The organism is Aeromicrobium sp. UBA7512, assembly GCF_002476985.1.
Lineage (GTDB): Bacteria > Actinomycetota > Actinomycetes > Propionibacteriales > Nocardioidaceae > Aeromicrobium > Aeromicrobium phoceense.
On record NZ_DLNK01000001.1, the window covers coordinates 21,301 to 39,781 of the forward strand.

The 18,481-nt window shown below is 71.3% G+C and carries 18 protein-coding genes; 14 read left to right on the forward strand and 4 right to left on the reverse strand.

Annotated elements, in window-relative coordinates:
• Positions 1-65: 65 nt before the first annotated feature.
• Positions 66-713: an NAD(P)-binding oxidoreductase gene (locus B2363_RS00110; protein ID WP_286927653.1), complete on the reverse strand. Its 648-nt coding sequence runs from the start codon at positions 711-713 to the stop codon at positions 66-68.
• Positions 714-805: 92 nt separating this feature from the next.
• Between B2363_RS00110 and B2363_RS00115 the strand changes: the two genes are divergently transcribed.
• From B2363_RS00115 to B2363_RS00130, 4 genes are read left to right on the forward strand one after another with little or no spacing between them, the layout of a single operon-like run.
• Positions 806-1,747 carry an o-succinylbenzoate synthase gene (locus B2363_RS00115; protein ID WP_181754327.1) on the forward strand — a complete coding sequence of 314 codons (942 nt, stop codon included), beginning with the start codon at positions 806-808 and terminating at the stop codon, positions 1,745-1,747.
• The gene (gene menD / locus B2363_RS00120) at positions 1,744-3,285 is read left to right on the forward strand and encodes a 2-succinyl-5-enolpyruvyl-6-hydroxy-3-cyclohexene-1-carboxylate synthase (RefSeq protein ID WP_286927654.1); all 1,542 of its coding nucleotides are present in this window, start codon (positions 1,744-1,746) and stop codon (positions 3,283-3,285) included. Before B2363_RS00115 ends, menD begins: the two co-directional genes overlap by 4 nt.
• Before the next feature lie 45 nt (positions 3,286-3,330).
• Complete coding sequence (locus B2363_RS00125; RefSeq protein ID WP_286927655.1) at positions 3,331-4,911, forward strand: GMC family oxidoreductase; 1,581 nt, start codon at positions 3,331-3,333, stop codon at positions 4,909-4,911.
• A gap of 1 nt (position 4,912) precedes the next feature.
• A complete protein-coding gene (locus B2363_RS00130; RefSeq protein WP_286927656.1) occupies positions 4,913-6,442 on the forward strand; it encodes an aldehyde dehydrogenase family protein in 1,530 nt (509 codons plus the stop codon).
• A 69-nt stretch (positions 6,443-6,511) separates the two neighbouring features.
• Here the strand turns inward: B2363_RS00130 and B2363_RS00135 are convergent, their stop codons facing one another.
• Positions 6,512-7,732, reverse strand: a complete 1,221-nt coding sequence (locus B2363_RS00135; protein WP_286927657.1) for a hypothetical protein — start codon at positions 7,730-7,732, stop codon at positions 6,512-6,514.
• 89 nt (positions 7,733-7,821) lie between these two features.
• Between B2363_RS00135 and B2363_RS00140 the strand changes: the two genes are divergently transcribed.
• Complete coding sequence (locus B2363_RS00140; RefSeq protein ID WP_286927659.1) at positions 7,822-8,598, forward strand: SGNH/GDSL hydrolase family protein; 777 nt, start codon at positions 7,822-7,824, stop codon at positions 8,596-8,598.
• Here B2363_RS00140 and B2363_RS00145 read toward each other — a convergent pair.
• The gene (locus B2363_RS00145) at positions 8,587-9,756 is read right to left on the reverse strand and encodes a winged helix DNA-binding domain-containing protein (protein ID WP_286927661.1); all 1,170 of its coding nucleotides are present in this window, start codon (positions 9,754-9,756) and stop codon (positions 8,587-8,589) included. The genes B2363_RS00140 and B2363_RS00145 overlap by 12 nt on opposite strands.
• 212 nt (positions 9,757-9,968) lie before the next feature.
• Here B2363_RS00145 and B2363_RS00150 point away from each other — a divergent pair, with 212 nt between their 5' ends.
• Both B2363_RS00150 and B2363_RS00155 read left to right on the forward strand, forming a co-directional pair.
• Complete coding sequence (locus B2363_RS00150; protein WP_286927662.1) at positions 9,969-10,718, forward strand: HipA family kinase; 750 nt, start codon at positions 9,969-9,971, stop codon at positions 10,716-10,718.
• Positions 10,715-11,095, forward strand: a complete 381-nt coding sequence (locus B2363_RS00155) for a DUF3037 domain-containing protein (protein WP_286927663.1) — start codon at positions 10,715-10,717, stop codon at positions 11,093-11,095. Before B2363_RS00150 ends, B2363_RS00155 begins: the two co-directional genes overlap by 4 nt.
• A 46-nt stretch (positions 11,096-11,141) precedes the next feature.
• On the opposite strand, the gene B2363_RS00160 is transcribed toward B2363_RS00155, so the two are convergent.
• Entirely contained in the window at positions 11,142-12,389 is a 1,248-nt protein-coding gene (locus B2363_RS00160) for an isochorismate synthase (protein WP_286927665.1), read from the reverse strand.
• Positions 12,390-12,486: 97 nt separating this feature from the next.
• Between B2363_RS00160 and B2363_RS00165 the strand changes: the two genes are divergently transcribed.
• The 7 genes from B2363_RS00165 to nuoF all read left to right on the forward strand — a co-directional run bounded on the left by B2363_RS00165 (position 12,487) and on the right by nuoF (position 18,378).
• Complete coding sequence (locus tag B2363_RS00165) at positions 12,487-13,179, forward strand: demethylmenaquinone methyltransferase (protein ID WP_181754345.1); 693 nt, start codon at positions 12,487-12,489, stop codon at positions 13,177-13,179.
• A gap of 132 nt (positions 13,180-13,311) precedes the next feature.
• Positions 13,312-13,671, forward strand: a complete 360-nt coding sequence (locus B2363_RS00170; RefSeq protein ID WP_078699174.1) for an NADH-quinone oxidoreductase subunit A — start codon at positions 13,312-13,314, stop codon at positions 13,669-13,671.
• On the forward strand, positions 13,671-14,225 hold the full coding sequence (locus B2363_RS00175; RefSeq protein ID WP_181754347.1) for a NuoB/complex I 20 kDa subunit family protein: 555 nt from the start codon (positions 13,671-13,673) through the stop codon (positions 14,223-14,225). The genes B2363_RS00170 and B2363_RS00175 overlap by 1 nt, the downstream gene beginning before the upstream one ends.
• Positions 14,222-14,935 (forward strand): NADH-quinone oxidoreductase subunit C, encoded by a 714-nt coding sequence (locus B2363_RS00180; RefSeq protein ID WP_181754349.1) that lies wholly within the window; start codon positions 14,222-14,224, stop codon positions 14,933-14,935. Before B2363_RS00175 ends, B2363_RS00180 begins: the two co-directional genes overlap by 4 nt.
• Positions 14,935-16,266, forward strand: coding sequence for an NADH-quinone oxidoreductase subunit D (locus B2363_RS00185; RefSeq protein WP_181754351.1), 1,332 nt, complete (start codon positions 14,935-14,937; stop codon positions 16,264-16,266). Before B2363_RS00180 ends, B2363_RS00185 begins: the two co-directional genes overlap by 1 nt.
• Positions 16,263-17,075 (forward strand): NADH-quinone oxidoreductase subunit NuoE, encoded by an 813-nt coding sequence (gene nuoE / locus B2363_RS00190; RefSeq protein WP_181754353.1) that lies wholly within the window; start codon positions 16,263-16,265, stop codon positions 17,073-17,075. Before B2363_RS00185 ends, nuoE begins: the two co-directional genes overlap by 4 nt.
• Positions 17,068-18,378, forward strand: coding sequence for an NADH-quinone oxidoreductase subunit NuoF (gene nuoF, locus B2363_RS00195; protein WP_181754355.1), 1,311 nt, complete (start codon positions 17,068-17,070; stop codon positions 18,376-18,378). The genes nuoE and nuoF overlap by 8 nt, the downstream gene beginning before the upstream one ends.
• The last annotated feature ends 103 nt before the right edge of the window (positions 18,379-18,481 follow it).

Genomic DNA, 18,481 nt, shown 5'->3' on the forward strand with positions numbered 1-18,481 from the left:
CGCGAACCTCGTGAAGTGACAGGAAACCTCGTTCGGTCGGCCGTGTGACCGGGAGTGGGCGCCCTTCAGAGGCCGCGGAGCGCGTCGGCGACGGGGGTGTCGCCGCCGATGACCTCGAACTGCCTGCCGATGGTGCCGTCGTCGGCGAGGGCCGCGGCGATGACGGCGGCGACGTCGGCGCGGGGGATCTCGGCGCGTTCGACGGTCTCGCCCACGGTCACCGAGCCGGTGCCGGGGTCGTCGGTCAGGGCGCCGGGGCGCACGATCGTCCAGTCGAGGCCGCTGTCGCGCAGGGCGGCGTCGGCGTCGCGCTTGGCCTCGACGTACGCCTTCCACACGGGCTGGACGTCGTCGCCGAGGTCGTTGTCGACGCCGATGGCCGAGACCTGGACGAAGCGGCGGATGCCGAGCGCCTTGGCGGCCTCGATCGACTTCAGCGAGCCCTCGAGGTCGACGCTGCGCTTGCGCTCGATCTTGCCGTCGGGCCCGCCGCCGGCCGCGAAGACGACGGCGTCGCAGTCGGTGAACGCCGTTGCGAAGTCCTCGGCCGTGGCCTTCTCGATGTCGAGCAGCCGGATGGCGGCGCCGGGCAGGTCGGCGGCGTGGTCGGGGTTGCGGACGAGAGCGACCGGGAGGTCGCCGCGTTCGGTGAGCAGAGGGACGAGGAGGCGGGCCACCTGGCCGTGGCCTCCCACGATGGCGATGTCGGACATGCCTCCACCGTAGGCAGGTCCCGAAGCGTTCGCCCGGCGCGAAGTCCGAGGCGCAGTGGAACCTGAGCGGTTCTCCGTGGATACTCTCGTGGGTGGAGTTCCGTACCTACTCGATCCCGATGCGCACGCGCTTCCGCGGGCTCGAGCACCGACAGGGGATGCTGGCCGAGGGCCCGGCCGGCTGGGCCGAGTTCAGCCCCTTCCCCGAGTACGACCACGTCGCGTCGCTGCCGTGGCTCCAGGCCGCGATGGAGGCCGCCTGCAAGCCGTGGCCCGAGCCGGTCCGCGAGTGCGTGCCGATCAACGGCATCGTCCCGGCCGTGGGCGACGGCGCCACCGCCGCCCGCACCGCGATCGAGAGCGGCTGCCACACCATCAAGATCAAGGTCGCCGAGGCCGGCGAGACCCTCGAGAACGACATCGAGCGCATCGCCGCGATCCGCGACGCGCTGCCCGGCGTGCTCATCCGCATCGACGCCAACGGCGCGTGGCAGGTGAAGGACGCGATCAAGGCGATCAAGAAGCTCGACCACGTCGCGCGCGGCCTCGAGTACGTCGAGCAGCCGTGCGCCACGGTCGAGGAGCTCGCGCAGGTACGACGCAAGGTCGACGTCCCCATCGCGGCGGACGAGTCGATCCGCCGGGCGGCCGACCCGTTCCGCGTCCGCGACCTCGACGCCGCCGACATCGCGGTGCTCAAGGTGCAGCCGCTGGGCGGCGTGCGCGCGTGCCTGCGGATCGCCGAGCAGATCGGCATGCCGGTGAGCGTGTCGAGCGCCGTCGAGACGTCGATCGGCCTGGCGGCCAGCGTCGCGCTCGCCGCCGCCCTGCCGGACCTGCCCTACGCCTGCGGCATCGGCACGGCCCACCTGCTCACGAGCGACGTCGTCGCCGATCCGCTCGAGCCGGTCGACGGCAGCCTGTGGCCCACGCGGCCGGTGCTCGACGAGGAGGCCTACGCGAAGGTCGCCGCGTCCGCCGAGGTCGACGAGCGCTGGCAGGCCCGGCTGGCCCACGTACGGGAGACCTTGTGACCGACGAGAGCGCCGTCGAGACGGCGCGAAGACTCGTGGCGACCCTCCTCGCGCAGGAGGTCTCCGACGCGGTGCTCTCGCCCGGCTCCCGCTCCGGCCCGATCGCGCTGGCCCTGCACGCCGCCGACGACCAGGGGCTCATCCGCCTCCACGTCCGCGTCGACGAGCGCGAGGCCGGCTACCTCGCCCTGGGCCTGGCCAAGGCCTCCGGCCGGCTGACCCCGGTGATCACCACTTCGGGAACCGCCGTCGCCAACCTGCACCCGGCGCTGCTCGAGGCGCTGCACTCGCGGATCCCGGTGCTGGCCGTCACGGCCGATCGCCCGGGGCACCTGCGCGGCACCGGTGCGAACCAGACCACGGTGCAGCCGGGCATGTTCCCCGGCATCACGTTCACCGACCGCATCACCGGCTTGGCCGGTGCCGTGCGCGGCGGCGGCCCCGTGCACCTCAACGTCGAGCTCGACGAGCCGCTCGTCGAGTCGGTCTCGTGGAAGTTCCCGCAGAACTCCTGGTCGATGAACACCCCGGTCGCGGGACGTACCCAGACCCTGGAGACGGGACCCCGCACGCTCCTGGTGGCCGGTGACGGCGCCGACCCGGCGCTCGCCGCCGTCGCGCAGCAGGCCGGCTGGCCGATCCTCGCGGAGCCGTCGTCCGGCCTGCGCGGCGCGCCCACGGCGGTCGCGTGCGGGCGGGTCGTGCTGGGCGGCCGGCTGATCGAGCGCGTCGAGCGGATCGTCAGCGCGGGGCACCCGACGCTTTCGCGCCCCGTCACGAACCTGCTCACCCGCACCAACCTGCCCACGATCCACGTCGGCGACGCGAGCACGTTCCCCGGTATCCCCGGCGGGAACGTCACCTTCGCCGACCGCATCTCTATGCGCGGAGGCGTGGGCGACGAGTCCTGGCTCCGCAGCTGGCTCCAGGCCGGCGACCGCATCCAGAACGCCCTGCTGCAGGCCGAGCAGTTCACGGTGGCCGACGCGGTCTGGAAGGCCGCCACGCGGGGCCTGCTCGTCCTCGGCTCGTCCAACGTGGTCCGCGACGTCGACCTCGTGGCGCCGGTCCGCGCCCCCGGGCCGCGCGTCCTGGCGAACCGCGGACTGGCGGGCATCGACGGCACCGTCTCCACCGCGATCGGCGCGGCCCTCGCCAGCTACGGTCGCGCGATCGCCCTGATGGGGGACCTCACGTTCCTGCACGGCGCCAACGGTCTGCTGATCGGTCCGATCGAGCCGCGGCCCGACCTGACGATCGTCGTGCTCAACGACGACGGCGGCGGCATCTTCCACACCCTCGAGCAGGGATCGCCCGAGTACTCGCTCGCGTTCGAGCGCGTCTTCGGCACGCCCACGCGCACCAAGATCGACGCGCTCTGCGCCGCGCACGGCATCAAGCACCGCCTCGTCGAGGCCGGTCAGCTGGCCGCCTACCTCTCCCGGGCGCCGGTCGGGATCGAGGTGCTGGAGGTGCAGGTCACGCGCGCCGGGCGCCGTGCCCTGCAATCGGTTGTCTCGGGTCTCGCCGCCGTCTAGGTTTGTGGCCAGCGTCACACCGTGTTGCGCTGGGCAGGAGTGGACATGGCCGACGAGTCGTTCGACCACATCGTCATCGGTGCGGGAAGTGCCGGAGGTGTGATCGCCGCGAGGCTCACCGAGGATCGCGACCGCTCGGTCCTGCTGCTGGAGGCCGGTCCCGTCGACCAGGACGACATGATCAAGATCCCGGCCGGGTTCAGCCAGCTGTTCAAGACCCGCTGGGACTGGAACTACGAGACCAGCGCGCAGAAGCACCTCGGTGGCCGCCGTGCCTACTGGCCCCGCGGCAAGGCCCTCGGCGGCAGCTCCACGATCAACGCGATGATCTACATCCGCGGCAACGCCGCCGACTACGACGAGTGGCGCGACGCCTACGGGGCCACGGGGTGGGGCTACGACGACGTCCTGCCGTACTTCGTGAAGTCCGAGGCCAACCAGCGCCTGTCGGGTCCGTACCACGGCACGCAGGGTCCGCTGGTGGTCGAGGACCGCCGGTTCACCCACGAGCTGACCTCGGCGTTCGTCGAGTCGGCCGTGGCCGCCGGCCTCAAGCGCAACGACGACTTCAACGGCGCCCACCAGGAGGGGGCCGGCGTCTACCAGGTCACCCACCGCCGCGGCGAGCGCTGGTCGGTCGCCGACGCCTACATCCGTCCGGCGATGGGCCGGCCCAACCTCACGGTGCGCACCGACGCGTTCGTCACCCGCATCCTGATCGAGGACGGGCGCGCCACGGGCGTCGTCTACCGCAAGCACGGGCAGGAGCACGTCGTCCGCGCGAGCGCCGAGGTCATCCTCAGCGGCGGCGCGATCAACAGCCCGCAGCTCCTCATGCTCTCCGGTGTCGGTCCGGGGGCGCACCTGCGCGAGATGGGCATCGACGTCGTGGTCGACTCGCCCGGCGTGGGTCAGGGCCTGCAGGACCATCCCGTCGCCGGGACGCTCGTCTACACGCGCAACACCACCGACCTGGCCGACGCGATCACGCTCGGCAACATCATGCGGTGGAAGGCCACCAAGACCGGTCCGCTGGTGTCCAACATCGGCGAGGGCGGGGCGTTCTACGCCTCGCGCGACGACCTCGACCTGCCCGACATCCAGATCCACGTGGCACCGAGCGGCTTCTACGACAACGGCCTGCACGAGCCCGTCCGCCGGTCCGTCACGGTGGCGCCCACCCTGGTGAACGTGCAGAGCCGCGGCCGGATCCGGCTGCGCTCGGCCGACCCGTCGTGGCACCCCGAGATCGACCCGGCCTACTTCGACGACCCGGCCGACCTCGACGCGATGCTCGGCGGCTACCGGCGCATGCTCGAGATGGTCTGGCAGGGCCCCATGGCTCGGATGCTCGACGAGCCGTGGGAGCCGGCCGTGCGCAACCCCACGGACGACCAGATCCTCGACGTCATCGCCCGGCTGGGCCAGACGCTCTACCACCCGACCTCGACGTGCGCGATGGGTACCGTGGAGGGCAGCGTCGTCGATCCCGAGCTGCGCGTGCACGGGGTCGAGGGCCTGCGCGTCGCCGATGCCTCCGTCATGCCACGCGTCCCGCGCGGCAACACCAACGCACCCACCATCATGATCGGCGAGAAGCTCGCCGATCTCATCCGAGGAGCCTGACATGACCGCCACCATCGAATCCGGCGTCGACGCGGCCGAAGGCCCCACGCCCACGTTCGACTCGTTCAACCCCGCCACGGGCGACGTCGTCGGCACCCACCCGATCGACGGCCGGGCCGAGGTCGACGCTGCCGTGGCCGCCGCGCGCGAGGCGTCCGCGTGGTGGCGCGACCTGGGCTTCGACGGCCGCAAGGAGTACCTGCTGCAGTGGCGCAGCGTCCTCACCCGCCGGCTCAACCAGCTCGCCGACCAGGTGCACCGTGAGGGCGGCAAGCCGCACGGCGACGCCCTGCTCGAAGCCGGACTCGCGATCGACCACATCGCCTGGGCGGCCAAGAGCGCGGGCAAGGTGCTCGGCCGCCACAAGGTGAGCACCGGCCTGCTGATGTCGAACCAGACGGCGTACGTCGAGTACAAGCCGCTCGGCGTCGTCGGCGTGATCGGGCCGTGGAACTACCCGACCTTCACGCCGATGGGCTCGATCGCCTACGCGCTCGCGGCCGGCAACGCCGTGGTCTTCAAGCCCAGTGAGTACACGCCCGGAGTCGGGCGCTTCCTCGTCGACACGTTCACCGAGGTCGTCCACGGCCGCCCTGTGCTGAACCTCGTCACGGGCTTGGGCGAGACCGGCAACCACCTGTGCACCGCCGCGGTCGACAAGATCGCGTTCACGGGATCGGCCGCCACCGGCAAGAAGGTCATGGCCGCGTGCGCCGAGAACCTGACGCCCGTGGTGATCGAGGCCGGTGGCAAGGACTCGCTCATCGTCGACGAGGACGCCGACCTCCAGGCCGCCGCCGAGGCGGCCCTGTGGGCCGGGATGTCCAACGCAGGCCAGACCTGCATCGGCACCGAGCGCGTCTACGTGCACGAGCGGGTGTTCGACCCGTTCATGACCGAGCTGCTGAAGCAGGCCGAGGGCATCCGCCCGGGCTACGACGACGGCGGCGTCTACGGCCCCGCGACGATGCCCAAGCAGCTCGACGTGATCCGCAGCCACATCGACGACGCGCTCGCGCGCGGCGGCCGGGCGGTGCTGGGTGGCGCCGGAGCCGTGGGCGAGAAGTACGTGCAGCCCACGATCCTCACGCACGTCCCCGAGGACTCGCTGGCCGTCACCGAGGAGACGTTCGGGCCCACCCTCGTGGTGAACCCCGTCAAGGACATGGACGAGGCCGTCGAGCTCACCAACGCCACGAAGTACGGCCTGGCCGGTGCCGTGTTCGGCAAGAAGCGCGCACTCGACGTCGCCTCGCGCATCCGCTCGGGCATGACGTCGGTGAACTCGGTGATCTCCTTCGCCGCCATCCCCGGCCTGCCGTTCGGTGGCGTCGGCGACTCGGGATTCGGCCGCATCCACGGCCCCGACGGCCTGCGCGAGTTCACCTACCCGAAGGCCATCACGAAGCAGCGGATGAAGCCGCTGCTGATGCTGCAGTCCATGACCCGCGACGAGAAGACCGAGAGCCGCTTCCAGCAGCTCCTCACCGTCATGCACGGCGGGTCCAGCACCCTGCCGAAGAAGCGCTGACACGCCGCTGACGCACCAGAACGCCCCGGGTCCCTGAGGGACTCGGGGCGCTCTGTCGGTGGGTGTCTGTCACTTCCTCACGCGGAAGTGCTTCTTGGCCACGGGGCCGAGGCCCTTGCTGTTCCTCGCCTGCACGAAGACGGTGTTCACGCCGTTGCGGAGCTTGGAGCGCTTGATCACCATCGCTCGCTTGGACCCGCTCACGTTGCGCTTGAGCAGCGTCTTGCCGCCCTTCTTCACCACGATCCGGTACGAGGTGATCTTGGCGCCACCGTTGGACGCGGGGGCCTTCCAGACGACCTTGCGCACCTTCGAGGTCTTCTTGCCGCCGACCTTGAGGGCCCGGACCTTCCCGGGCCGGGTGGCCGGCTTCACGAAGAGGCTCTTGAACACGAGATACCGGCCCTGGTTGAAGTTGGCGACCGCGAACGAGCCGCCGCTCAGGATCGTGAGGCCCGTCGGGAGGTTCAGGTCCGACGCGGGTCCGCCGAGCACCTTGAGCGGGCCGTCGTTCCCGTTGGCGTTCGGCGCGAACACCCGCACCGTCGAGGGACTGAACGTGGCGACGTGGATCCGGCCGGCCGAGTCGGCGTCCAGGCCGTTGATCTCGGTGTTCGGCAGGGCGTTGTTGATCGACTGGATCGGCGTGGCGAAGCCGTCCGCGGTGCGCGAGTACGCCCGCAGCTGGGTGCCGCTGGCCGTCCACACCCGCGGTCCGGAGACCACGATGGACCTGCCGTTGCCGAGTCCGGTCACGGCCCGCTCGGTCGGTGCCGGGTTGCCCGTCGCGGAGGGCGAGTAGACGTTGTACCCGCTGGCCTTGCGGACGTAGATCTCACCACCGGCGATGTCGATCCCGTAGGTCGATCCGGCCCCGGTGCCGAACGTCTTGACCGGAGCCACGTTGCCCGAGGCGTTCGGGGCGAAGACGAGCACCGTGCCGCCGATGTTGGCGACGTAGAGGAAGCCGTTGCTGTCCAGCGCCACGTCGCGTGGGGTGGCCAGCTGGGTCGAGGCGCCGCTGATCCGGCGCAGCGGGGCCGAGGCGCCCGAGGCGTTCTTGCGGTGGACGACGATCGCGTCGTTGCCCTGGGACGCCACGTAGACGTTCCCGGCTGCGTCGTCCTCGATGCCGATGGGGCCGGACAGCTCTCCGCTGACGGTCTTGGTGGGCGGTACGTCCACGTTCACCGCGGCAGTCGCGGGTGCGGCGGCGATCAGCCCGGCGACGAGCGCGCCGGTGGTGCCGAGCGCGAACGCCCGGGAGGTGGTCTTGACGAGGGGGGTCATCGATTTCTCCAATCTGGACGGGAAGCGGCGTTCCCATGACGGTGGAGAGCAGTCGTCGCCCGGGTTGAGACGGCGCGTAATCTCGGGGGGTGACTTTCGCGCGCTACGTGGCCCTGGGCGACTCCTTCACCGAGGGCGTCGGCGACGACGACCCGAGCCTGCCGAACGGCGTGCGGGGGTGGGCCGACCGGTTCGCCGCGGCGCTCGACCGCGCGCAGGGCGGCGGCCTGTCCTACGCCAACCTGGCGATCCGCGGTCGCAAGCTCGGGCCGATCGCGGCCGAGCAGATCGACCCGGCGCTCGCGCTGCAGCCCGACCTCGTCACGATCTACGCCGGCGCGAACGACATCATGCGGCCCAAGGTCGACCTCGACTGGCTGCTCGGGGAGTACGACCGGGTCATCGGGCGCCTCGCGGCGTCGGGCGCCCACGTGGTGATGTTCACCCCCGCCGACCCGGGCGGCTCGCGCATCTACGCACTCGTGCGCGACCGCTTCGAGCGCTACTGCGCCGCCGTGCGCGAGATCGCCGCCCGGCACGGGGCCACGGTCGTGGACTACTGGCACCTCACCGACTACCGGGATCCGCGAATGTGGGACACCGACCGCATGCACATGTCGCCGGCCGGTCACCAGCGGATGGCGATCGCCGTGCTCGACGCCCTCGGCGTGCAGCACGACCTCGAGCCGCTGGTGCTCGCGGACGCCACGCCGTTGAGCGTCCTCGATCGGGTCAAGGCGCAGGTCCAGTGGGCCGTCGAGTACCTCGGACCGTGGATCAAGCGCCGCGTCACCGGCCGCTCCAGCGGGGACGGACTCGACCCCCGCTACCGCGAGCTGACGCCGCTCGGCGGCTCAGCCGCGTAGCTCCTTCTCGACGGGCGTCCAGCGGCGGCCACGGGCCTTGACCACCGTGCCGCCGAGGCGCTGCTCGAGCGCGGCCGCCTCGGCATCGATCGCAGCGCCGGCCTCGGCGCCCACGTCGGCGAGCAGGCGCACCGCCACGCCGCCGTCGTCGCGGATCGCCCAGCCGCCCACGATCTCGCCGTCCTTCCAGACGGTGGGCCCGGCGTTGCCGGTGGTGTCGAAGACTCGCTCCGCGTGCGGGCCGAGATACCAGTCGCGCTGCTTCCAGCCCATCGTGGTGGGGTCGAGTGCCGGCAGCAGCGCCACCCACGGGCCGGGGTCCGGCGTGGGCTCGAGGTCGTCGGCGAGCGCGATGCCGGGTGCCCCGTCGAGCGTGACCTCGGCGAGGTCGAGGGTGGCGAGCGCGGCCGTGGTGTGGCCCTTCGTCCACCCGGTCCACCACTGCAGGTCCTCGGGCCGGGCCGGGCCGAAGCGGGCGAGCCAGCGTCGAGCGACCGTCGCCCGCGCCTCGGCGGCATCGGGCAGGGGACCGAGCGCCGGCAGCCACCGGTGCATCGCGGCCCAGCGGAACTGGGTGGACGCCCAGGAGCCCGCAGGTCGAGCGCGCACCACGTGGCCCTCGGCCGACATCACCGTGAGCAGCCGGCTGGCGATCGACTGCGAGGTGGCGTACTTCGTGCCGGCCCCGACCTCGATGCGGGTGCCCAGCAGTGGGTCGGCGGCGGCCAGCTCGGCGCTGCTGAACTCGTCCAGCCGGTCGAAGGCGGCCAGCGCCGCCGCGTGCGCCGACGCGAGCCACGTGTCGGGCTCGGCGATGCCCGAGTCGGCGATCATGCCGCGCAGCTTGCGGTACTCGGGCCCGGCGACGGAGTGCTGGACCGAGGCGAGGTACGCGCCGCAGTCCTGCGCGGGAACGGCGAAGACGGTGCGCCGCATGGCCAGCACCCGGACGAGGGACCGGTCGGCGTAGAGCGCGCGCTCGACCTCGGCGACCTCCGGACGGGCGAGGCGGGCCATCGCCGACAGCACCATCGAGGCCGGGTCGGTGCTGTGGAGCGCGGTCACGGACGCCGCGACGTCCTCGGCGCTGGTGACCGGTGCCGCGAGGGCGTGCCTGACCCCGAGGCGTCGGCGTCGCTCCGCCACGTCGATCCGCATGGGGCGACGCTAGCGGTCGGCACCGACGGGACGCGCCCGGTGGCCGGTCACGGACCCTCGGTGAACCGCGATCGACGGGCCTCGCGCAGGTGTCCACCACGCCGACACGATCTGTGCCGACGTCACCGCGTGAGCCTGCGATCTCCACTGCGTCTCGACAGCCATGATGGGGCCATGGCACACGAGTCGAACGAGATCACGTGATCCCGCGGGTGAGGGTCGTCAGGTACGTCACTCCCCTGCGCGAGGGCGGCAGCCTGCCCGGCGTGGTGGAGGCCGTCGACCTCGGGACCTACGTCTGCAAGTTCTCCGGAGCAGGCCAGGGGCCCCGGGTGCTCGTCGCGGAGGTCATCGTGAGCGGGCTGGCCGCCCGGCTGGGGCTGCGCACGCCTCGCCTCGTCGCCCTCGAGCTCGATCCGGCCATCGCGCGCTACGAGGCGGACGAGGAGGTGCAGGACCTGCTCAACGCCAGCATCGGCCTCAATCTCGGAGTCGACTTCCTTCCCGGTTCCTTCGGGTTCGATGGCCACGTCGACGCACGTGCCGACGATCGAGGCATGATCCTGTGGCTCGACGCGTTCTGCGCGAACGTGGACCGAAGCTGGCGCAATCCCAACCTCCTGGTGTGGCACGGCGACGTGTGGGTCATCGACCACGGCGCCTCGCTCTACTTCCACCACGCGTGGAGCCGGGGCATCACCGATCCCGGGCGTTTCGCCGCCCAGCCCTGGGACTCCTCCGACCACGTGCTGCGTTCGCACCTCGCCGAGGTGGCCTCGGCGGACGTCCGGGCCCGAGGGATCCTCTCCCGCGAGGTCTTCGAGGAGGTCGTGGCCGAGGTCCCGGACGAGTGGTTGACCACGACCCCCGAGGTGACGCCCCGGGCGCTGCGCGAGGCGTACGTCGAATTCCTCGCCGCGCGGCTGGGCAGCACCGCCTGGCTCCCGGAGGTGACGGCATGAGCACGTACGCCTACCAGTACGTCGTCCTGCGATGCGTGCCACGCCCGGAGCGGGAGGAGTTCGTGAACGTCGGCGTCGTCCTCTACTGCCAGGAGGCCGATTTCCTGGCCGTCGAGTGGAGGGTGGACCGGCAGCGCATCGCCGCGTTCGCCCCCGACCTGGACCCGGACCGTGTCTGCGCCGCCCTGGAGTTCGTGAGCGGCGTGTGCGCCGGTGACGCCCGGGGCGGCGAGGCCGCGTCTCGTCCGTTGGGCCAGCGATTCGGCTTCCTGAAGTCGCCGAAGTCGACCGTCGTGCAGCCGGGACCCGTGCACGGGGGAGTCGCCGAGGACCCCGCTGCTGAGTTGTCCCGCCTGAAGTCGCAGCTGGTCGGCTGACCCGGTCGCAGGCAGGACGGTCGCCGTTGCCTCGCGGGCGGCGCCGTCAGCGCAGGGCGTCGCGGACCGGGATCAGCTTGGCGTCGGCCTCGGCCAGCTCGTCGGCGGGGGAGGAGTCGGCGACGATCCCGCAACCGGCGAAGAGCCGGGCGCCGCGGCCGTCGGCGCGCACCTGGGCCGAGCGCAGGCCGATGCCCCACTCGCCGTCGCCCGAGGCACCGATCCAGCCGACGGGACCGGCGTACCGGCCCCGGTCCAGCCGCTCGATCTCGGCGATGACCCGGACGGCGTCGGCGGTCGGCGTGCCGCCCACGGCCGCCGACGGATGCAGGGAGGCCACGAGCGACAGGACGCCCGCGTCGTCGCGCAGCACGCCCGTGACGTCGGTCGCCAGGTGCATGACGTTGGGCAGGTGCAGCACGAAGGGCGACTCGGGCACGTTCATGCCGGTGCAGTGCGGGGCCAGCGCGTCGGCCACCGAGCGCACGGCGTACTCGTGCTCCTCGAGGTCCTTGCTGGAGCGGGCGAGCGATGCGGCCAGGCCGAGGTCGCGCGCGTCGTCGCCGGTACGGCGGATCGTCCCGGCGAGCACGCGCGAGGTGACCAGGCCGCCCTGGAGACGGACGAGCATCTCGGGCGTGGAGCCGAAGAAGCCGTCGACGTGGAAGGTCCAGCAGCTGGGGTAGGTCGAGGCGAGCCGGCCGAGCGGCGCGCGCACGTCGAGGGGCTCGTCGAAGCGGGCGTCGACGGAGCGCGCCAGGACGACCTTGTCGAGCTCGTCGGCCTGGATCCGGCGCACGGCCTTCTCGACGGTGGCCGACCACGCCTCGCGGCGAGCGGGGTCGTCGGCGAACCGCACACCGGCCGGATCCCGTGGCGTCGAGGCGGAGAGCTCGGGCACGGGGCCGAGCGAGCGACCGATGGTGGTGACCCAGCAGCGCCCGTCGCGACGACCCACGACGATCTCGGGAACGGTGAGCAGCGAACCCGGGCGGTCGGCGAACGTGAAGCTGCCGAAGGCCACGAGGCCACTGCCGGGCAGCTCGACCTCGTCGCGGACGACCGAGGCGTCGACGACCTCGGCCCACCAGTCGTCGGCGGCGTCGAAGCGGTCGTCGCCGTCGGGCGCGAACGACGCCGCGCGGCCCCAGCCGACGATGCCGTCGCCGCCGTGCACCCACGCGAGCGCGTCGGGGGAGGAGGGAAGGAGGGCGAGCAGCTCACCCGGATCGGCGATCTCGCGGGAGCGTGCGACGAGCGGTTCGGCGCGTCCGTCGGTCGCCAGCGTGCTCACCCGCTCCACCTTACTAGCGCTGTGAGAAGGCACGTGGTGGACCGGCGGAACGGGCCGGACGTGGGGACCGTGGGGGCGAGCGTGAGAAGGTGGCGCCATGAGAGCAGGGCTGGACAAGGATCCCCGCGACGTCGCGCGCATGTTCGACACGGTCGCGGCGCGGTACGACCTCACGAACGACGTCCTCTCCCTCGGTCAGGACCGCCGCTGGCGCACCAAGGTCGTCGCCACCGTCGACCCGCAGCGCGGCGAGCGGATCCTCGACCTGGCGGCCGGCACCGGCACGTCCAGCGCGCCGTTCGCCGAGGCGGGTGCTCACGTCGTTCCGTGCGACTTCTCGATCGGCATGCTCGAGGTCGGCAAGCAGCAGTACCCGGGGCTGAACTTCACGGCGGGCGACGGCATGGCGCTGCCCTTCGCCGACGGCGTGTTCGACGCCGTCACGATCTCCTTCGGGCTGCGCAACATCCACGACCCCCTTCAGGGCCTGCGCGAGATGCTCCGCGTCACCCGTCCCGGCGGCCGGATCGTGGTGTGCGAGTTCTCCACGCCCACGTGGAAGCCCTTCGAGACGATCTACTCCAACTACCTCATGCGGGCGCTGCCGACGATCGCCCGCCGCGTCTCGTCCAACCCCGAGTCCTACGTCTACCTCGCCGAGTCGATCCGCTCCTGGCCCGACCAGCGGGGCCTCGCGATCCGCATGTCCGAGGCCGGCTGGGGCCCGGTCACGTGGCAGAACCTGTCCGGCGGGATCGTCGCCGTGCACCGCGCCGAGCGCCCCCTTTGAGGCGCGCGTCACACTAAGTGTTACCTAACTCACACGCGTGGTCCACGCGGTTACTAGAGTGATCGCAGTGAGCCTGTGAAGATCTTCACAAGGTTCGTCCGAGGGTGATCGTCCGAGGGTGATGGAGGTGCCGTGAACGAGTACATCCCGATCTTGGTGCTGGGCGGACTCGCGTTGGCATTCGCGCTGTTCAGCGTCGGCATCGCGCCGTTCACCGGACCCGCCCGGTACAACCGGGCCAAGATGGACCGCTACGAGTCCGGCATCGAGCCGAGCCCGCTGCCCGAGGGTGGCGGCAAGGTCTCGATCAAGTACTTCTTCACGGCGATGATGTTCATCGTCTTCGACATCGAGATCGTGTTCCTCTACCCGTTCGCCGTCGTCTTCGACGAGCTCAGCTGGTTCGCGTTCTTCGCCGTCATGCTCTTCCTGCTCAACATCACGATCGCGTACGTCTATGAGTGGCGGCGCGGGGGAATGGACTGGACCTGATGGGCCTCGAGGAAAAACTCCCCAGTGGCGTCCTGCTCTCGACCGTCGAGGGCCTGGCCGGCTACTTCCGCAAGGCGTCGTTCTGGCCGGCCACGTTCGGCCTGGCCTGCTGCGCCATCGAGATGATGACGTTCGGCGCGCCGCGCTACGACTCCGGCCGGTTCGGCATGGAGGTCTTCCGGCCGTCGCCGCGCCAGGCCGACCTGATGATCGTCGCCGGCCGCGTCAGCCAGAAGATGGCGCCCGTCCTGCGCCAGATCTACGACCAGATGCCCGGCCCCAAGTGGGTGCTCGCGATGGGCGTCTGCGCCAGCTCGGGCGGCATGTTCAACAACTACGCGATCGTCCAGGGCGTCGACCACGTCGTCCCGGTCGACATGTACCTGCCCGGCTGCCCGCCGCGCCCCGAGATGCTGATCGACGCGATCTTCAAGCTGCGCGACTCGATCCAGCACACGCAGCTGGGCGCCGACCGCACCGCCGAGATCCGCGAGCAGGAGGCCGCCGCCCTGGCCGCCCTGCCCACCTCCGCACAGACTGGGTTGCTTCGATGAGCGACGAGACCCAGGACGCGTCGCACGAGACGCGGGCCGAGCTGAAGAAGAGCGACGCCACCGAGCTCGAGGTCATCGAGGTCCGCGAGGGCGCCTTCGGCGTCCACGGCACCGGCGACACCAGCGGCTTCGGCGGCCTGCGCCGCCCGGTGGTCATGCCGGGCGCATCGCTTCCGCCCTACGGCGGCTGGTTCGACGAGGTCGCCGAGCGGCTCGCCGGCGGTGAGGGCCTGGCCGACGCGATCGAGCAGGTCGTCGTCGACCGCGGCGAGATCACGTTCTTCATCCGCCGCGAGAAGCTGCTCCAGGCGGCGCAGCACCTGCGCGACGACGCGGGCCTGCGCTTCGAGCTCTTCAGCGGCGTCAGCGGCGTGCACTACCCGAACGAGACGGGTCGTGAGCTGCACGCGGTCTACCACCTGCTCTCGATGACCCACAACCGCCGGATCCGGCTCGAGGTCGTGTGCCCCGACGAGGACCCGCACGTGCCGAGCGTCGTGGGCGTCTACCCCACGGCCGACTGGCACGAGCGCGAGGTGTGGGACATGTTCGGGCTCCAGTTCGACGGGCACCCGCACCTGACCCGCATCCTCATGCCCGACGACTGGCCGGGCCACCCCCAGCGCAAGGACTATCCGCTGGGCGGCATCGACGTGGAGTTCAAGGGCGGCTTCATCCCCGCCCCGGACAACCGAAGGAGCTACTCCTGATGGTCACCACCGACCCGTACGCGGGCACCTCCGAGTCCACCTCCGGCCAGGTCTTCAACGTCACCGGCGGCGACTGGGACACGATCGAGGCCGACGCCCTCGAGGGCGACCGCCTCGTCATCAACATGGGCCCGCAGCACCCGTCCACGCACGGCGTGCTGCGCCTCATCCTGGAGATCGACGGCGAGCAGGTGCACGACGCCCGCGCCGGCATCGGCTACCTGCACACCGGCATCGAGAAGAACATGGAGTTCCGCACCTGGACCCAGGGCGTGACCTTCTGCACCCGCATGGACTACGTCGCGCCGTTCTCCACGGAGGCCGCGTACGTCGGCGCCGTCGAGCGCCTGCTCGGCGTGGAGGACCAGATCACCGAGCGCGCCCAGATCATCCGCGTGATGCTGCTCGAGCTCAACCGCATCTCCAGCCACCTCGTGGCGATCGCCACCGGCGGCATGGAGATCGGCGCGCTCACCGTGATGACGTGCGGCTTCCGCGACCGCGAGGAGATCCTCAAGGCGTTCGAGCTCATCACCGGCCTGCGCATGAACCATGCGTACTTCCGCCCGGGTGGCGTGGCCCAGGACCTCCCGGAGGGCACCACGGGCGAGCTGCGCGACCTCGTCGCCCTGCTGAAGAAGCGCCTCCCCGAGTACGCCGCCCTCTGCAACGCCAACCCCATCTTCAAGGGCCGGCTCAAGAACGTCGGCCACCTCGACCTCGCCGGCGTGCTGGCCCTGGGCATCACCGGGCCGATCCTGCGCTCGACGGGTCTGGACTGGGACCTGCGCCGCACGCAGCCGTACTGGGGCTACGACTCCTACGAGTTCGACGTGATCACCCGCGACGAGCCCGACGCCTACGGCCGCTTCATGATCCGCCAGCTGGAGATGTGGGAGTCGCTGCGCATCGTCGAGCAGTGCATCGAGCGCCTCGACGCCACCGAGGGCCAGCCCGTGATGATCGCCGACCGCAAGATCGCCTGGCCCGCGCAGCTCTCGGTGGGAGCGGACGGCCAGGGCAACTCGCCCGAGCACATCCGCCACATCATGGGCGAGTCGATGGAGGCGCTGATCCACCACTTCAAGCTCGTCACCGAGGGCTTCCGGGTGCCGGCCGGGCAGGTCTACTTCCCGATCGAGTCGCCCAAGGGCGAGATCGCGTGCCACGCGGTCTCCGATGGCGGCACCCGTCCGTTCCGCGTCCACTTCCGCGAGCCGTCGTTCGTGAACCTGCAGGGCGTCTCCGCGATGAGCGAGGGCGGCATGCTGTCCGACGTCATTGTCGCGGTGGCATCCATCGACCCCGTCATGGGAGGCGTTGATCGATGACCGAGCAGATTTCTGAAGGCCTTTCGGAGACCACGGTGGCCGAGCTGCGCGAGCTCGCGGCCCGGTACCCGCAGGCGCGCAGCGCGCTGCTGCCGATGCTGCACATCGTGCAGTCGGAGCAGGGCCGCGTGACGGCCGAGGGCATCGAGGTGTGCGGGCAGATCCTGGGCCTCACCGAGGCCGAGGTCAGCGCCGTCGCCACCTTCTACACGATGTACAAGCGGCGCCCCATGGGCACGCACCACGTCGGCGTCTGCACCAACACCCTGTGCGCCGTGATGGGTGGCGACGAGATCTTCGAGCGCCTGTGCGGTCACCTCGACGTCGGCAACGACGAGACCACCGAGGACGGCCGGATCACGCTGGAGCGCGTCGAGTGCAACGCGGCCTGCGACTTCGCGCCGGTGATGATGGTCAACTGGGAGTTCTTCGACAACCAGACCCCCGAGTCCGCGATCGACGTCGTCGACAAGCTCCGCTCCGGTGAGACGGTCCAGTCCACTCGCGGCGCCACGATCACCTCGTGGCGCGAGGCCGAGCGGGTCATCGGCGGCTTCGAGGATGGCCTGGTCGACGAGGGACCGGCCGCCGGCCCCGCGTCGCTCGTGGGCCTGGAGATCGCCGACCAGCGTGGCTGGGCCGCCCCGCCGCTGGACGCCTCGGGAACCGAGGCTCGACCCGAGTCGACCACCGAGGCGGTCGCCGAGGCCGACACGAGCCGGGCGGAGTCCGAGACCGTGGCCGAGCAGACCGACACCGACGTCGAGGGTGGCGCCGACCTGCAGGAGAGCGAGGGCGTCGATGACTGACACGCTGACCCCGGTCCTGACCGCCAACTGGGCCGACGACCGCGCCTGGACGCTCGACGCCTACACGGCGCGCGGCGGCTACCGAGGCCTGGAGAAGGCCCTCACGATGGACCCCGACGCCATCATCGAGGAGGTCAAGGACGCCGGCCTGCGCGGTCGCGGCGGCGCCGGCTTCCCGACCGGCATGAAGTGGGGCTTCATCCCGCAGGACAACCCGAACCCGAAGTACCTCGTGGTCAACGCCGATGAGTCCGAGCCGGGCACCTGCAAGGACATCCCGCTCATGATGGCCAACCCCCACGTGCTGGTCGAGGGCGTCATCATCTCCTCGCGCGCGATCCGGGCGAACACGGCCTTCATCTACGTGCGCGGCGAGGTCCTGCACGTCATCCGCCGCCTCCGCGCCGCCGTGCGCGAGGCCTACGAGGCCGGACACCTGGGACGCGACATCCACGGCACCGGCTACGACCTCGACCTGATCGTGCACGCCGGCGCCGGCGCGTACATCTGCGGGGAGGAGACGGCGCTGCTCGACTCCCTCGAGGGTCGCCGCGGCCAGCCCCGCCTGCGTCCGCCGTTCCCCGCCGTCGCGGGCCTGTACGCCTCGCCCACCGTCGTCAACAACGTCGAGTCGGTCGCGTCCGTCCCGGGCATCATCGCCGGCGGCGCCGACTGGTTCGCCTCGATGGGCACCGAGAAGTCGAAGGGCCACGGCATCTTCAGCCTCTCGGGCCACGTCGCCAGGCCCGGCCAGTACGAGGCCCCGCTGGGCATCACGCTGCGCGAGCTGCTCGAGCTCGGCGGCGGCATGCGCGAGGGCTCCGAGCTGAAGTTCTGGACCCCCGGCGGCTCGTCCACCCCGCTGCTCACGGCCGAGCACCTCGACGTCCCGCTCGACTTCGAGGGCGTCGGCGCCGCGGGCTCGATGCTGGGCACCCGCGCCCTGCAGATCTTCGACCAGACCACCTCGGTGGTGCGGTGCGTCCTGCGCTGGACCGAGTTCTACAAGCACGAGTCCTGCGGCAAGTGCACCCCGTGCCGCGAGGGCACGTGGTGGCTCGTCCAGACCCTGCGCCGGATCGACGAGGGCCAGGGCCAGCCGGGCGACATCGCGCTGCTGCTCGACCTGTGCGACAACATCCTCGGTCGCGCGTTCTGCGCCCTGGGCGACGGCGCCACCAGCCCGATCACCTCGGCCATCCAGTACTTCCGCGAGGAGTTCGAGGCCGGCATGACCACGGCGAGCCGCGACCTCTTCCCGCCCGCCGCCTCGACCCTGTTCGCGAAGGAGGCCGTCCGGTGAGCCGTCCTCCCCGTGATCTCGATACGCCGTTCGCTGCGCTCACGAGCTACTCGATCACCGGTCGTCGAGTGCGTATCGAGACCACCATCGTCCCCGTCGGAGG

Bases quoted from the DNA above. Each gene is read 5' to 3' on its own strand.
- B2363_RS00185 (WP_181754351.1), top strand. From the start codon at position 14,935: ATGGTCACCACCGACCCGTACGCGGGCACCTCCGAGTCCACCTCCGGC.
- nuoF (WP_181754355.1), top strand. From the start codon at position 17,068: ATGACTGACACGCTGACCCCGGTCCTGACCGCCAACTGGGCCGACGAC.
- B2363_RS00125 (WP_286927655.1), top strand. From the start codon at position 3,331: ATGGCCGACGAGTCGTTCGACCACATCGTCATCGGTGCGGGAAGTGCC.
- B2363_RS00130 (WP_286927656.1), top strand. From the start codon at position 4,913: ATGACCGCCACCATCGAATCCGGCGTCGACGCGGCCGAAGGCCCCACG.
- B2363_RS00180 (WP_181754349.1), top strand. From the start codon at position 14,222: ATGAGCGACGAGACCCAGGACGCGTCGCACGAGACGCGGGCCGAGCTG.
- B2363_RS00145 (WP_286927661.1), bottom strand. From the start codon at position 9,756: ATGCGGATCGACGTGGCGGAGCGACGCCGACGCCTCGGGGTCAGGCAC.
- nuoE (WP_181754353.1), top strand. From the start codon at position 16,263: ATGACCGAGCAGATTTCTGAAGGCCTTTCGGAGACCACGGTGGCCGAG.
- B2363_RS00135 (WP_286927657.1), bottom strand. From the start codon at position 7,732: ATGACCCCCCTCGTCAAGACCACCTCCCGGGCGTTCGCGCTCGGCACC.
- B2363_RS00175 (WP_181754347.1), top strand. From the start codon at position 13,671: ATGGGCCTCGAGGAAAAACTCCCCAGTGGCGTCCTGCTCTCGACCGTC.
- B2363_RS00110 (WP_286927653.1), bottom strand. From the start codon at position 713: ATGTCCGACATCGCCATCGTGGGAGGCCACGGCCAGGTGGCCCGCCTC.
- B2363_RS00155 (WP_286927663.1), top strand. From the start codon at position 10,715: ATGAGCACGTACGCCTACCAGTACGTCGTCCTGCGATGCGTGCCACGC.
- B2363_RS00165 (WP_181754345.1), top strand. From the start codon at position 12,487: ATGAGAGCAGGGCTGGACAAGGATCCCCGCGACGTCGCGCGCATGTTC.